Source organism: Prosthecobacter sp. (genome assembly GCF_014879935.1).
GTDB lineage: Bacteria > Verrucomicrobiota > Verrucomicrobiia > Verrucomicrobiales > Verrucomicrobiaceae > Prosthecobacter.
This window is the reverse complement of sequence record NZ_JACSRD010000160.1, coordinates 1-14,192: the sequence shown is the minus strand read 5'-3', so window position 1 is coordinate 14,192 and position 14,192 is coordinate 1. Positions and strand designations below refer to the sequence as shown.

Sequence of the window (14,192 nt, the reverse complement as noted above, 5' to 3'; positions counted from 1 at the left end):
CTTCCCAATCCACCATCCGTTCCACGTCATGAAGTCACACATGCTGCCAGCCTTGCTTCTTCTCAGCTTGATGGGCGTTCTTCGCGCCGAGGTTCTTCCCCGAAAAGGTGAGCCGCCACACCCGGCACTGCTGTTGAAGTCGCCAGCCGTTGAAGAGCCGGCACAGGTGCGTGCCTACGCACTCGGATTCTTCTCACACGGCCACAAAGCAGATGAGGGGAGAAGGCTCCAACGAACCGCGCTGGATCTGATTTCCCTGGCGCTGAAGTCCAATCATACTCCTGCGGCGCACGAGGACAGTTTGTTGATGCATGGCGACACCGGCGTGCTCGTCGCCCGCGCGACGGAGGCACAACACGCGATCATCGCCGACGTCATTCGTGTTCTGAGAGAAAGCATGCCCGTCCAGGAGGGCGAAGCCGCCTCGCCGGGCAGCAGCATCGTGCGCATCTACGCACTGGGCCGCATCTTCGGCATTTCCGATTCAGGCAGCGAACAGCACCAGGAAGAACGCGCCGCCAGAACGGAAGCTTTGATCAGCCAGATCCGCACCAGCATGGCAATGGCCAGACTCGATGCGACCATGCCGGAACTCAGCTTCCACGGCTCATCCAACAGCCTCATCGCCAAAGGCACCCCCGCACAAATGGACCTCATCAGTCAGGCCATCACCTCCTGGCGGGAAAACACGCCAGACCACCGGCCCGTCAAAGGCTTGTAACAACCGGACACCACGTTCTGCCATGAAAACCTCCCTCCTCCTCAGCGCACTTCTCCTGTCCGCAGCGCCGCTTCAAGGCCGCGAACCCGACGACGCATGGTTCACCTGTGACTTCGAGCAGCCGGACTGGCAAACGCGTTGGAACATGGGCAATCCCAACCTGCCTCGAAACCTCGCCATCGTGCCGCATCGCACCACGGGTCCGGTCAAACCGCACCACGGGCCAGACACACCGCCGCCGCTGAGCGGAGCGGGCAAACCTTCCACTGGCAATGCGCTCGCCATCACGCTGAAGCAAGGCACGCACTATGGCGCGGACTTCGGGTTCGACTTCGTCGCGCAGACCGGTTCTGAGCCGGACGAGGCAATCCTGTCCTACAAGCTGTGCTTCGCTCCCGACTTCAACACTGAGGCCGTTCAGGGCGGGAAACTGCCAGGCTTCGGCGGCATCTACAGCAGCGATGCCGGTGCGGCGGGCAGCCGTGTCAATGGCAGCGACTCGTGGTCCGCGCGCGGCGCTTATTGGAAACCGGACGCCAAAGGCGACATTCCCATCGGCTTCTATGTCTATCACGCCGACATGAAGAGTGACTTTGGCGACACCTGGTATTTCTCCAAAGCGCTCGAACGCGGCAAATGGCACGACATCCGCCTTCACATCAAACTCAACACGCCTGCCACCAAGCCCGGGGGCAAAGGCCGTGCCAACGGCGTCCTGCGCGGCTGGCTGAATGGTCGTCAGGTCTTCGAGAAGCGCGACATCCGCTTCCGCGATGTGGACACGCTCAAGATTCGCAACGCCTGGTTTCACTTCTACCACGGCGGCGCCCAGCCTGCCTCCGCTGACTACCGCTTGTGGATCGACGACGTGGTCATCTCACCCGCAAACTGAACGCCCTTTACATCCTCCCTTATGAGCACCTCCTCGCGCCAGATCGAATGCACCATCCCCATCCTGCCCGTCCGTGATCTCACACGCAGCGTGGCCTTCTACACGCAGTCTCTCGGCTTCAAGCTCGATTGGGGAGGGGAAGAAGGCTCCCGCATCTGTTCCGTTTCAAGGGATGGTTGCGCCATCATGCTCTCGCAGCGCGATACAATGGCCGAACCCGTGTGGGTGTGGATCGGCTGTGAAGACGAATCGCTCTTCGAGACGTGGAGATCGAATGGAGTGAAGGTCAGCCAGAAGCCGCGGAACTGCTCCTGGGCCTACGAGACGAAGTTTGAAGACCTCGACGGCAACGTCCTCTGGCTGGGAACAGAACCACGGCGGGATGAGCCATTCGAGGACCAAAAGCCATCATGAACCACGACCTCTCGTGAGCTCAGCCACCCGCTCTCTCTTCACAGCAGCGATGCTTCTGCATTCTGCCGCCTCTCTTTCCCATGCCGCCGATGTCCCGCCCGACACGCTCAGGTGGAGATAGATGTTGCATCCTTTGCGTTCACGGCAAAAAGCGCCCATCTGCGCCTCCCTTCACGTCATGATCAGCACTGCGAAACGCACACTCCTCGCCTCTCTTCTACTTTGCCCCATGTCAGTGCTTCGGGGCGAGGAGCCGCTCATCATCTCTGACCGGACCATCGTCTTCCAGCACACGAACACCGATCCCAAGGATCCGGCGAACACCGCAGGCTACAATTTCGGCCCGAGCATCGCCGCATTGCCGGATGGACGCGTGATGGCCGCGTGGTTTTCGTCTCCGTTCGAGGGAGCGGGCTCGCAGCGCATCATGCAGGCGTTCTCCTCGGATCAAGGCCGCACCTGGGGCGCGGCCACCATTTTGCAGGACTTCGACGGCAAGGCGGACTTTGACCCTGCCCTGTTCGTGGCCAGGAAAGACACTTTTCTGTTCTTTTCGTCCTTCGATCCCGGGATCGACATCTTTTTACGGCGTAGCGGCGACTCCGCGCGGACTTGGTCCGAACCCGTGAAGATCAATCAACCGAATCACACAACGCGCTCGAATGGCATCCGGCTTTCCAGCGGCGAACTGCTCGTTCCTCTGCATCGACGCGGCACGAAGGGCGGCGGCGTTCTGAAATCCCTCGACGGCGGCGGCACCTGGCGGCGCTTCGGCGCGGTGGCGAATCCCGCAGGCCAGGGCGGTGAGCCGACACTCGCGGAATCGAAGTCCGGCGGGATCCACATGCTGCTGCGCACCAAGGACGGCCAGCTCTGGCGCTCCATCAGCCACGACAAAGGCGAAACCTGGAGCGAGACAGCCAAGACCGGCCTCAGCTCCACCTCAAGCGCCTCGCACTTGCTGCGCACCCGGTCAGGCACGCTCGTGCTCACTTACAATCCCGGCCCCGATCCTTTGCGCTTCCCGTTGATCATCCGCACCTCGCGTGACGATGGCACCATGTGGAGCGATCCCACGCTCCTCGCCGACCGCCCCGCGAAAGTGGGCGGCTGGTCCATCTGCTATCCCACGCTCACGGAGCTTGCCAATGGCACCCTCATCGCGATCTGGGCACAAAAGAAGGACTCACCCGGCGAAAGCTACAGCGACATTCACACGGCCCGGATCACCTTGCCCAAATGATGGAAGGCGCAGCCCCCATGACCACCGCACGCCCCAATCGTCCTCGATTGCAGCGCTGGATGCTGCGCCTCATGATCGCCATCCTGCTCACCGGGCTGCCCGGGGCCTTGCTTCCGGAGATCGCGTTTCAAAAATTCGCCTGGCTCATGGGTTATGGGAAGCAGCCCATCACACCGCTGGTCACCTATCTCTCCGGGAACGCCGGTTTTGCCTATGTGGCACTCGCCATCGTATTTTGGGCCATCTCGCAGGACCCAACGCGCTACCAGCCGCTCGTGCGCGTTTGCGGGTGGATCATGGTCATCGCCGGACCGGTGTATCTCTCGATTGATTTGCAGTGCCCGCTTCCTCTGTGGTGGACGCTCATGGACAGCCTGAGCTGCTTGATCATCGGCCTCACGCTCTTGTGGGCTTGTCCGCCGGTGCGAGCGACAGATCGCGATTAATGCCTGAATCGTGGCCCGTGCCTGCTGACGATGGCAGCACGACGGATGCGGACGACAATATGATCGTCAGCGGCTGGTTCCGTCCGCGACAACGTCTCCGCCACGCTCGGCGGTCGGCGCCATCTCCGCCTGAAAGTCATCCGGCCCTCATTCACGGTATAGGACGTCATGGCGTCCAGTCGCAGCCACGAAACCCACCATGCTGAGCCGCAAGTTGCTGATTCGACTGTCGTTAGAACCGCATCATGCGCACCCAACCTCTGCTCCTTCTCACCAGCCTTTGTCTGGCACTCATCCCACTCGACATTGTCGCCGCAGCACCAGTTTTCCGTGCGGGAGCGGCCACGAGCAACATCACGCCAACCATTGCTGCCGAGCCTGTGGGTCGCACCAGCCGGCCGCCAGCGACGCATGTGCATGACGATCTGCACGCCCGCTGCCTCGTGCTGGACGACGGACAGGCAAAGCTGGCGCTCGTGGTGTGCGATTTGCGGCACATTTCGGCCGAAGTGGCTGCTGCTGCCAAAGTGATCATCGAGAAGACTACCGGCATCCCGCCGCAGTGCGTGGTGATCTCGGCGACTCACTCGCACACTACGGGCGGCGCGAGGTTGGAGGAGCGCGAGGGCGAGCCGTATTACGATTACAGCGCGTTTCTCACCCGGCGCATCGCCGATGGCGTTTTGCGGGCTCACAATCAGCTCGAGCCGGCGCAGATCGGCTGGGGCGTCGCGGAGGAGCCGACGCAGGTCTTCAATCGTCGATGGTTCGTGATGCCCGAGCGCGGTCCGATCTACGGTGCGCATGACAACGTCGAAAAGGTGGACACGAACCCCGGTTACAAAGGTCTGCTTCGCCCCGCTGGCCCTGTGGATCCGCAGATCACGTTTATCTCCGTGCGATCGACTTCTGGCAAGCCGATCTCGTTGATGGCCTCTTATGGTCTGCACTATGTCGGTGGCGTGACGGAGAACACGATCTCGGCGGACTACTTCGCGATTTTCGCCGACCGCGTGGGCGAGCTGCTCGGTGCGGACCGGCATCAAGATCCGCCGTTCGTGGGCATCATGGCCAATGGCACCAGCGGCGACGTGAACAATCTGGAGCGCTATTCCGATGACGAACTGGTCAAACGAGGCCCACAGCCGAAGAAGAAGTATCAACCCTTCGAAAAAGCCCGCGAGGTGGCCGATTTGTGTGCCAGCAAAGTGATGGAGGCTCACAAAACACTGAAATGGCACGATCATGTGAAGCTTTCGTCCGTGCAGCGCACGCTCACCTTCGAGCGGCGCTATCCGACAAAGGACGAAGTCGCGTGGGCGGAGTCCGTGAAGGCGAGACGCATCAAACCGATGAGCACCAGCCGGTATAGCACCTACAGCACCGTGCTCGCCTATGCCTCACCGGACATGCCGCCGAACGTCGATGTCATCGTGCAGACACACCGCATCGGAGACATGGCCGTCGCAGCGATGCCGTTCGAGGTCTTCGCGGAAATCGGACTGGAATTGAAGCAACGCAGCCCGATTCAGCCGCTGATGAACATTTCCATCGCCAACGGTTCCCACGGCTACCTGCCCACACCCGAGCAGCACAAGCTCGGCGGCTACGAAACCTGGATCGGCGTCAACAAGGTGCAGCTCGACGCCTCGGTGAAGATGGTGAACGCCCTGGTCGAGATGCTCGGCGAATTGGCGGGAAAAAAGCCCTGATCCTAAAGCCCAACCCATCATGAATCGCACTCTCACATTCATCGCCGTTCTATTGGGAGTCATCGTTCCTGCACGAGCAGGTGACCCGCTCATCGTCGAAAACGGCCAGTCACGGGCCGAGATCGTCATCGCGGAGAAGCCATTGCGTTCGGTGCGGCTCGCGGCGGATGATTTGCAGACATTTGTGCAGAAGATAAGCGGAGCACGGCTGCCGATTGTAACGGAGCCGAGCGGGAAGGCGGTGAAGCTGTTTGTGGGGCGCAGTGCGCACACGGAGAAGCTCGGCGTCACGGCGGACGGATTGAACTTTGGCGCGTATCGTCTGGCGTCCGGGCCGGACTGGATGGCATTCATCGGCGAGGACTCGGAGTTCACGCCGATCGAGCCGTGGGCGAAGTCGCGGAAGGAGATCACTTCGGAGAAGTTCCGTGCGGCGTGGGACAAGGTCACGGGCAACACGCTCGGGCATCCGCAGGCGCGGCTGGCGAATCATGTGTTCACGCTCCCGGCGGACATCGGTGCGCCGGATGCGACGAAGGCGGCGTTGAAAGGACAGACGGCGGAGCATTGGGATTACGATGAGCGCGGCTCACTGAACGCGGTGTGCGGCTTTCTGATGCGGCTGGGGGTGCGCTGGTATCTGCCGGGCAAATTGGGGGAGGTGGTGCCGCAGATGAAGTCGATCTCGCTGCCGAAGATCGACGAGACAGTGCGACCTGATTTTGAAATGCGGCGTTTCTCAGCGCGCGGCGGCGTCGATTCAACGGAAACGACGCGCTGGATGATGCGGCTCGGCGTGCGCGATCCGTATGAAGCACTGATGGTTCACGGCCTGTCCTACATGTGCATGCGTGACGAGTTGTATGCGCAGCACCCGGAGTTCTTCGCGCTCTATGGCGGAAAGCGGGATTACGAGCCCGGCAGCACGAAGAACAAGCTCTGCCTCTCCAACGAGGCGCTTTTCCAGACCACGGTAGATTATGTGCGCCGCGTCTTTGACCACTATCACTACAATGTGGCGTCAGTGATGCCACCGGATGGTTTCACGTCCATCTGCCAGTGCCCGCTTTGCCAAGGCAAGGACCAGCCGGAACGCGGTTCGCGTGGGTCGCTGTCGAATCATGTGTGGGATTTCGTCAACCGTGTGGCAAAGGAGGTGGGCAAGACGCATCCGGACAAGTTTGTGACCTGCAGCGCCTACGGGGCGAACTACGATCCGCCGACCAACATCGACAAGCTGGAGCCGAACGTGCTGGTGTCACTCGTGGGCGGACGCAGACCGAAATCAGGCGTCGCCGCGCAGGCGGAGTTGCGGGCATTTCGCGAGGCGTGGCAGGCGAAGACGAATCGTCCCATCGCCATGTTTGAGAACTATCCCTTCACGAACGAGGGCTACTATCTGCCCACCTTCATGGCTCGCACGATCGTGGGAAGCATCAATGAAACGAAGGGCCATTCCATCGGCGAGGATGTGTGGCTGTCCTTTGGCGAACGCTTCCAGACCAAGGCGCTCGGTTTCAATCATCACCAAGTCTATTTCACCGCACGCTCGTATTGGGGCGGCCAGCTCGATGCCGGAACGATGCTGGAGGAATACTGCCGCCTCTTCTACGGCCCCGCAGCGAAGGAGATGCAGGCCTTCTTTGACTACTGCGAGCCGAACTGGCAGGACATGAGCAAAGACAAAGCGAAGGCCGATGAGGCACTCGCGTTGTTCGACAAGGCGAAGGCCACAGTCGAGCCGGCATCGCTGCATGGGCGGCGCATCGCACTCATTGACGACTTTCTGAATGCCTTGCGCCGCAAGACCGAGCAGCTCGCGCAGAAACGCGGCCCGGTTCCGCAGTTGCGCTTCAGCAAGAAGCCCGCGGTCGTGAAAGTGGATGGCAAACTCGATGACGCCTTCTGGCAGGAGAATGCGCGCACGGGCTCGCTCCGCTTCCGCGAGACGCAGACGGGGCGTCTGCCGGCCTTTGGCACCACGGTGACGGCAGGCTGGCGTGGCGAGGATTTGTATCTCGCCATTCGCTGCGACGAGCGTTCTGGCGACAAGCCGACCATCGGCACCACGAAGCCCGATGACACCGCCATCTGGCAGGGCGACTGCATCGAGGTGCTGATCAGCACCGATGCGCACAGCTACTACCAGCTCGTGGTGAATCCCGCCGGTGCGCTGCTCGACTACGATCGCGGCGTGGAGGAGAAGGGCTGGGCCGCGTGGACTTCGCAGGCCGAGGTGGCCACCTCTGTCGCCAATGATCATTGGATCGTCGAGATGCGCATCCCGGCCTCGCGCGAGGACAATGATCCGCTGCATCAGGTCATCGGCCGCCAACCCATCCCGAGCCTGCCGTGGCACATCAACATCTGCCGCCAGCGCGTGCGGGCGAATGGCAGCGAGCTGTCCGCGATCTCGCCCACTGGCACAGCGACATTCCAGGAGCCCGCGAAGTTCGCACACTTCTTCGAGGGACGGCACAACGACTTCGACTTTGATCGCGACTTCACCGACTTCCTCATCGCGTCCGAGGCCGCGCAGAAGCTCGCAGACGACAAAAAGAACGCCGAAGCCATCGCCGCCTTCGTCGCGCTCGCGGATGGCAAGGTCACTGACCTGCAAAAATCCTTCGCCCTCGCTCAAGCCGCCGCCATCGCCCGCGGGAAGCTGAAGGACACCGCGCAGGCCGATGCGCTCACCGCCCGCATCCCCGTCGAGGCGATCCAGAAGACCGCGATGATGCAAAACCTCCTCGCGCAGCGAAAACACGCATTGCTCATCGAGCAATTCGCCAGTGAAGACCTCACGCGCTGGCCGTTCTGGGCCGCAGGCGAGGCTTATGCCACACGCGGCCGTGCTTATGCCGAAACGGGTGATAAGGCGAAGTCAGAAGCCGATTTCACCGCCGCGCTCAGCTTCAATCTCGACAAGACCACCCGCGACCAGATCACCAAAGCCCGCGAAGGAAAACGCCAACGCTGAACGGCCACTGCTTATTTATGAAACCGATCCTGCTTCTCCTCTGCGTCCTCAGCGGTTCAATTCGTGCCGCTGACCTCGTCCTCGCGTCCAAAGACACGATACCGCTGCCGATCATCCTCGCCAAGGATGCCGCGCTGCACACGCGGGCTGCGGCTACGGACTTGGCGGAGCATTTGGAGGTCATCGGCGGGAAGCGGCCGGCGATCATCGAGGGAGCGCCGGAGCCTTTGCCGAAGCAGGCGATCTGGGTGGGCTATCAGCCGGCTCTCGATGGCCTTTTTCCCGGCACGGACTTCACCTTCACGCATCCCGAGGAAATCATCCTCGCGGCGAATGAAAACCACGTCGCCATCACCGGGCGGGATCGCTGGGACCCGAAGCACCCGGAGTTCACAGACGGCCCCAAGACCATCAAAGGCAAACAACTGGAGTATGGCACGGCCAACGCGGTGTTCACCTTCTTGCAGGAGCGCATCGGCGTGCGTTGGCTGTATCCGGGCAAGCTGGGCACGGATTATCCGGGCGCGGAGAGTCTGCGCATCGCCCCATTCACCTACCGGTATCATCCGCAGTTCCGTGCACGGGCCGGTGTGTTTGCTCAGTTGGGCCTTGGCAGCCGGAAGGAAACCGACGGCCAGATTTGGGTGAAGCACCAGCGGCTCCTGCTCGACTCGCTGTATCTGGAGGGCGGCCATCCTTTGAAGGATTGGTGGGAGAAATATCATCAAACCAAGCCCGAAATCTTCGCCCTCCAGCCCGACGGCACACGCGGCACCTTTCCCGCCGATCCCGAGAGCAAAAAGCTCTGCGAGGGCGAGCCCGCCCTGTGGCAGACTTGGCTAGATGAAATGCAGCAGCGCTTCACCGACTACCCGCACTGGCAGACGCTCCCCACCATGGCGAATGACGGCTACTTCAGCGGCCACTGCACCGATCCCCGCTCACGCGCCTGGGACCCTGATCCCGCCGAGAGCAAAGTCTTGATCAATATGAGTTGGGCCAATGGTCACACGGAACAGTGGCCTCCGCTTTCGGATCGTTACGCGAACTTTGCCAACAAGCTCTCCGAGCTGGCAAAGGCACGCTTTCCCGACCGCGACTACTTCGTGGTGATGAATGCCTATGGCGATGTCGGCAATCCCGCCCCGCTGAAGACGACGCTCCGCGATGACGTGCTAGTAATGGCCGTGCACAACTTTCACATGCGGCACCCCGCCGAGCGCGAGCCGAAGATGCAGCAGTTCGACGAATGGGCGAAACGGGCCAAACAAATCGTCTGGCGGCCGAATCTCGGCAATCAAGCCGGACTCGCCTGGGGATTCCCCGACGTGCCGCTGCAGCAGACGATGCAGGACTTCCGCTTCGTCGCCGACCGCGGCACCATCGGTCTGTTCTTCGACATGTATTATGAGAACTGGGCAAACCTCTCCCCCTACTACTATCTCGTCGGCCAGCTCGCCTGGAATCCGCAGGCGGATGGAAATGCCATCCTGGAGGATTTTTACCAGCGCAGCTACGGACCCGCCGCACCCGCCATGAAGCGCTACTGGACGCTACTGGAGAAAACCCGCCAGCACTTCGTGGACAGCATCGAGTCCCGTTTTCGCGTCACCCACATTCACGAGCACTACACTGATGAAGTGCTCGCCCAGGCCGAGTCCATGTTCGTCGAAGCCGAAAAACTCGCCGCAGCCGATGCCAAGCACGCCGCCCGCGTTCACTTCACCCGCTGCGGCTTCATCTACGCCCGAGCACTTGTGGAGCAGCGCAGCCTCATGGCACGCTGGGAGGCCGGAAAGTCTAAAGACAAGGAGCTAGAGCAGCGCATCCGCACCCAATGGGCCGAACTCCGCCAAACCGTCTCCACCTTCCCCGAATGGGCCGTTTTCTTCAAACGCATGGACAGCACCGAGCGAGCCGCTGGCCTGCACCCGGACGCCCCGATCAGCAAGAAGATGCTCAGAGACGCTGCGGGCCTGGATAAGAATTGATGAGGCCATCACGCTCTCCCCATCGTCATCGTAGAGGCAAACGTCAGTTTGCCCTCCGCGTGCCGTCTCGTTCCCGGAACAGGGGAAGTTAGACAACTTACGCTACGCGCCAGCGCTCCCATCGTAGAGGCAAACGTCAGTTTGCCGCCCTTCCGCCGCATCGCCCCGCCGGTGATTCCCCCGGGCGCGAGGAAGAAAAGCCAAAGAAGGGACGCCTGAACAGGCTGGACTCCGGCCCGCATGCCACGTCTCCGGTTTGTCAGAGGGGTTGAAGCTTGAACCCGTTTCGCGTGGAAAGGGCGGTGCTTGACCTCATCCACCCCGGCCATATGACGCATGATCAGCGTTTCGAGGCCTTTTTCGCTGGTGTCGCTCGGCATCAGATGAGCGGCTCAGGTTGATGTTTTCACTTCCTCATCGTGGGCGGCGATCTGCCCGGCCATGTCCTCGGCAAAGCTCGCTGCCTCGTGCTCCCGCACGATTTCATGCGGGACGGGCGTCTTGTGCAGCACGTTCAGGGCTTGCTCAAAGGCACGCTGGCTGGATTCATGATGAGGCTCGCCCACCAGATAGTAGAGGCGGAATTTCTCCTGCGCTGACTGGATGTTCGTCATGCGTCCCAGCCACGAATACGCTTTGTCCTTGATGCTCTGCGGTTGCATCAGGTCAAAGGACACCGTCTCCAGGCAATGCCATTGATGGTTCTTCCAGGCATGGGAAAAGGCCACCTCATCGTCCGCCACCGCGATGGTCTTCGGGTGCAGGCGTGACAGCACTTTCTTCTCCTCAAAGCCTTTCTTGAAGGTCCGCCAGACCACCTCGTCACTCCGGCTTTCCACCTTCGTTTTCTCGCTGTAGCACTCCACCATTCGTTGATAGATGGTTTCGAGCGTCGCGGACAAGTCGGCAGACAGGCCGCTGCCCATGGGCGACCATTGAAAGGCGCTGTCATCGGCGGCGATCACCCTATGCGCCAGTTCGAGCGCGGAGTCGGGCATTTCGCACAGATCCATTTCCTCACGGACGCGGGTCGAGATCTCATCGAAACGCGCTTGCAGGTGCTTCACTACCCGGCGGAAGTGATCCCCGTCCATGCCGGGGAACATTTTGGACAGACGTCCATGCGTCGGGCGCAGGATGGCATCCACAAAACGGGCGCTTGGAGACACCAGCACCACCCCGATGTTCGCAAACTCGCCCGTGCCGATGTCATGCACGTAGCGCAGCACGGTATAGGTGTAGGGTTGCTTGTTCATAGGAGGGGTTGGAGTTGCAGCTTCATACGATCAAAGTGGGGGATACAATTCAGCAGATACTCGGCGATTTTCTCTGCGGTCACGGTCTCGCCATTCCATCCGTTGCGCACTATCTTCCAGTGCCTGAGAGACAGGGCGGGACATGCAGGCTTTCACAGCTTGCCTTTCAGGATACCCTCCAGCCTTTTGAAGCTCCGTAAATGCTGCCTCAACACCGCAGGACTGAGCTTCCCCAGGATTTCGAAGGAGCGGTTTCCTTTCTTGAAAGCATTCGGGCAGTCGCGGGTGGCGTGTTCCAGTTTGGCCAGGACATCATGGCGTTCGCGTTGCTCTAGATCGTTTAGGGGCGGCAGGGCATTTTCATGGAGCTTGTGTTTGAAATGGCTCTTCAGAGCCTCACGGTCCGCGACAATCCAAGTTTCCATGCATGTCGTCATGAAAAGCACCTGATCATCCTCCGCACCTTTGGGGCGGTCCCAGTTGTCACGTCCTTTGAGATGATCCCATGGCTTGTTCAGGTCCTCGACGCGGTCTTCGCTGTCCACCAAAAGGGCGACAAACGTGGCGCGCCCCTGCTTGAGAGCCGTTCGGAAGTCTTTGAAGGCTCGGTCCCGCCCACCGCAGGGGTGAAGGCTGGGCTTTCTTTTGGGACAGATCGGGTCCAGCAAGGCATGGAAAGCCTTCCGGCAGCGGACATCCATTTCCTTGGAGTCCTCGCCCAGCTTGCTGCCTTCGATGAAGATGGCCGCACTCACCAGCGTGTCCCTCCCAGGTGTCCTTTCGTCCACAGTTGGCCCAGACGGTAGTCCTTCAGCCAGTCGGCCAAATCCGGGGCGGAGAGACGCTTCATTTCGGTCCTTCCCTCATGCTTCTCGCATACCACCACGCATTCCGGCGTCTCCGTCATCGCATCTACCAGAATGTCAGAGTGTGTAGTAACGATGATCTGGGTCCGCTCAGAGGCGGCTTTCAGAAGATCCGCCAGCCCTGGTAAAATGTCGGGATGCAGGCCAAGCTCAGGCTCCTCAATGCAGATAAGTGGTGGCGGCTCGGGATCGCAAAGGATCGCCAGCAGGCAAAGGTAGCGCAGCGTGCCGTCGGAGAGACGAGTGGCAGGGATCACGAAGTCCCCTTCGGTAAAGAAGACCTGCACGGTGCCGCCCTCAATGAAAACATCGAAATCGGTGATCCCATCATAAAGATCCTTCAAACCCGCGAGGATGGCTCTCTTCGCCACAGGAAACCTCGTTTTCAACCGGTTGAGGAAGAGACCCAAGTTGGAGAAATCTTCCTCCAAAATGTCATTTCTCATGTCCGCTTTTTGAGGTTCGCGGAAGACTGCACTCCGACCAAAGGCCCACTCGCGGTAAATCCGGACCTTTTCGTAGTTTATCGCCAGCCATGCCAGTTCGGGATAGCTCTCGGGGTCGCGTCTTTGGGCTAAAATCGAGCGATCTGGTTCGATGGTTTCACGAGCCAGCCCTCGCGGGCCAGTGGCATCCTTGCGATTGATGACCGGATCACCGTTCTGGTAGCGATAAAAGAAATAAGGTTTGGCTTCCCCTTGCTTGGAATGCTCATTTTCGATTCGTTCATCCTCCAGATCGAAGGATTGCATGTCCACCTCGAATGCCATCGCATGGCGCAAGTGCATTTCCCCCCAGGGCAATTTAGTCACCACCCACTCGACCGAAGCAGGTTGCTTTGGATTTCCCTTCCAAATCCATTCAGCCACACCTCCACCACGCCGGGTTACATCTCTCCATTCCTTCGGGGCTGCCCGCATGAGGCTGATGGCTTCGATCAGATTCGATTTCCCGCTGCCATTCGGCCCGATGAATAGGTTCAGCGATTGGAGATCAATGCCCACATTCTCCGGGCCGAAGGAGAGAAAGTTCTTCGGTGCCAGATGGCGGATCAGGATCGGGTTGGAATTGTCAGGCATGGCTCAAGATTCTTCGGATTCACTTTCCTTCAGGATTTCTGCTTCGTCGAGTGCCTCCTCAGCGACGGGTTCGGTAGGGGGCTCGGGCAGTTTGGCGGCGGCTTCGCGCACGTCTAGCTTGCCCGTTTGTGGGGGCGAATGTTTTCGGTTCAGGTCGTAGGAGCGGTTCTCTTTCGTTCAGGTGCAGCGGTGACATTGACGCATATCTCCGGCGCTGTCTCCACTTTTACCATCCTAAAGGAGCGCACAGTGCTCTCGGCAGCCCCGCACGCCTCCCGTTTGGTCCTGCCGACGCGTCGGCGGGGCTGGACGCCGCCCGTTTGCCGCTGCCTTTTCGGCTTTTTGGCCTCGGGAGGCATGTGCTATGCCTGCGGCACCACGGACAAGGCCCACCCGGAAACGACGGTGCGCAGGGTCCGCCTTTTGCTCAAGCCGTGGTGGATGCTGTGAACACGCTCGATCCCGGTCAACCTGCGACGGTGGGCGTGATCTTCGACGGATCAAACGTGCGCTTCACCTTCCGCATCCCACGCGGCAACGATGGCAGCAATGGAAGCGACGGCTCCCAAGGCCCACCCGGCGAAATCAGCCA

The 14,192-nt window shown here is 60.5% G+C and carries 11 protein-coding genes; 8 read left to right on the top strand and 3 right to left on the bottom strand.

Annotation, left to right across the window (positions count from 1 at the left end; genetic code table 11):
• The first annotated feature begins 28 nt into the window (after positions 1–28).
• The 8 genes from IAE77_RS15240 to IAE77_RS15205 all read left to right on the top strand — a co-directional run bounded on the left by IAE77_RS15240 (position 29) and on the right by IAE77_RS15205 (position 10,399).
• A complete protein-coding gene (locus IAE77_RS15240; RefSeq protein WP_294227925.1) occupies positions 29–721 on the top strand; it encodes a hypothetical protein in 693 nt (230 codons plus the stop codon).
• A gap of 22 nt (positions 722–743) precedes the next feature.
• Positions 744–1,613 (top strand): polysaccharide lyase, encoded by an 870-nt coding sequence (locus tag IAE77_RS15235; protein ID WP_294227923.1) that lies wholly within the window; start codon positions 744–746, stop codon positions 1,611–1,613.
• A 21-nt stretch (positions 1,614–1,634) separates the two neighbouring features.
• A complete protein-coding gene (locus IAE77_RS15230) occupies positions 1,635–2,027 on the top strand; it encodes a VOC family protein (RefSeq protein ID WP_294227921.1) in 393 nt (130 codons plus the stop codon).
• 229 nt (positions 2,028–2,256) lie between these two features.
• On the top strand, positions 2,257–3,270 hold the full coding sequence (locus IAE77_RS15225; protein ID WP_294227919.1) for a sialidase family protein: 1,014 nt from the start codon (positions 2,257–2,259) through the stop codon (positions 3,268–3,270).
• A 17-nt stretch (positions 3,271–3,287) separates the two neighbouring features.
• Positions 3,288–3,716 (top strand): hypothetical protein, encoded by a 429-nt coding sequence (locus IAE77_RS15220; protein ID WP_294227917.1) that lies wholly within the window; start codon positions 3,288–3,290, stop codon positions 3,714–3,716.
• Between the two features lie 245 nt (positions 3,717–3,961).
• Positions 3,962–5,428, top strand: coding sequence for a hypothetical protein (locus tag IAE77_RS15215; RefSeq protein WP_294227916.1), 1,467 nt, complete (start codon positions 3,962–3,964; stop codon positions 5,426–5,428).
• Between the two features lie 19 nt (positions 5,429–5,447).
• Positions 5,448–8,408, top strand: a complete 2,961-nt coding sequence (locus IAE77_RS15210; RefSeq protein WP_294227914.1) for a DUF4838 domain-containing protein — start codon at positions 5,448–5,450, stop codon at positions 8,406–8,408.
• 17 nt (positions 8,409–8,425) lie between these two features.
• Positions 8,426–10,399, top strand: coding sequence for a DUF4838 domain-containing protein (locus IAE77_RS15205; RefSeq protein WP_294227913.1), 1,974 nt, complete (start codon positions 8,426–8,428; stop codon positions 10,397–10,399).
• A 392-nt stretch (positions 10,400–10,791) separates the two neighbouring features.
• Here IAE77_RS15205 and IAE77_RS15200 read toward each other — a convergent pair whose 3' ends face one another.
• From IAE77_RS15200 to IAE77_RS15190, 3 genes are all read right to left on the bottom strand, one after another.
• Positions 10,792–11,655 (bottom strand): DUF3037 domain-containing protein, encoded by an 864-nt coding sequence (locus IAE77_RS15200; RefSeq protein ID WP_294227911.1) that lies wholly within the window; start codon positions 11,653–11,655, stop codon positions 10,792–10,794.
• A 152-nt stretch (positions 11,656–11,807) separates the two neighbouring features.
• The gene (locus IAE77_RS15195; RefSeq protein ID WP_294227908.1) at positions 11,808–12,410 is read right to left on the bottom strand and encodes a DUF4276 family protein; all 603 of its coding nucleotides are present in this window, start codon (positions 12,408–12,410) and stop codon (positions 11,808–11,810) included.
• Entirely contained in the window at positions 12,407–13,600 is a 1,194-nt protein-coding gene (locus tag IAE77_RS15190; protein WP_294227906.1) for an AAA family ATPase, read from the bottom strand. The genes IAE77_RS15195 and IAE77_RS15190 overlap by 4 nt, the downstream gene beginning before the upstream one ends.
• Positions 13,601–14,192: the final 592 nt, after the last annotated feature.

Bases quoted from the DNA above. Each gene is read 5' to 3' on its own strand.
- IAE77_RS15240 (WP_294227925.1), top strand. From the start codon at position 29: ATGAAGTCACACATGCTGCCAGCCTTGCTTCTTCTCAGCTTGATGGGC.
- IAE77_RS15235 (WP_294227923.1), top strand. From the start codon at position 744: ATGAAAACCTCCCTCCTCCTCAGCGCACTTCTCCTGTCCGCAGCGCCG.
- IAE77_RS15230 (WP_294227921.1), top strand. From the start codon at position 1,635: ATGAGCACCTCCTCGCGCCAGATCGAATGCACCATCCCCATCCTGCCC.
- IAE77_RS15225 (WP_294227919.1), top strand. From the start codon at position 2,257: ATGTCAGTGCTTCGGGGCGAGGAGCCGCTCATCATCTCTGACCGGACC.
- IAE77_RS15220 (WP_294227917.1), top strand. From the start codon at position 3,288: ATGACCACCGCACGCCCCAATCGTCCTCGATTGCAGCGCTGGATGCTG.
- IAE77_RS15215 (WP_294227916.1), top strand. From the start codon at position 3,962: ATGCGCACCCAACCTCTGCTCCTTCTCACCAGCCTTTGTCTGGCACTC.
- IAE77_RS15210 (WP_294227914.1), top strand. From the start codon at position 5,448: ATGAATCGCACTCTCACATTCATCGCCGTTCTATTGGGAGTCATCGTT.
- IAE77_RS15205 (WP_294227913.1), top strand. From the start codon at position 8,426: ATGAAACCGATCCTGCTTCTCCTCTGCGTCCTCAGCGGTTCAATTCGT.
- IAE77_RS15200 (WP_294227911.1), bottom strand. From the start codon at position 11,655: ATGAACAAGCAACCCTACACCTATACCGTGCTGCGCTACGTGCATGAC.
- IAE77_RS15190 (WP_294227906.1), bottom strand. From the start codon at position 13,600: ATGCCTGACAATTCCAACCCGATCCTGATCCGCCATCTGGCACCGAAG.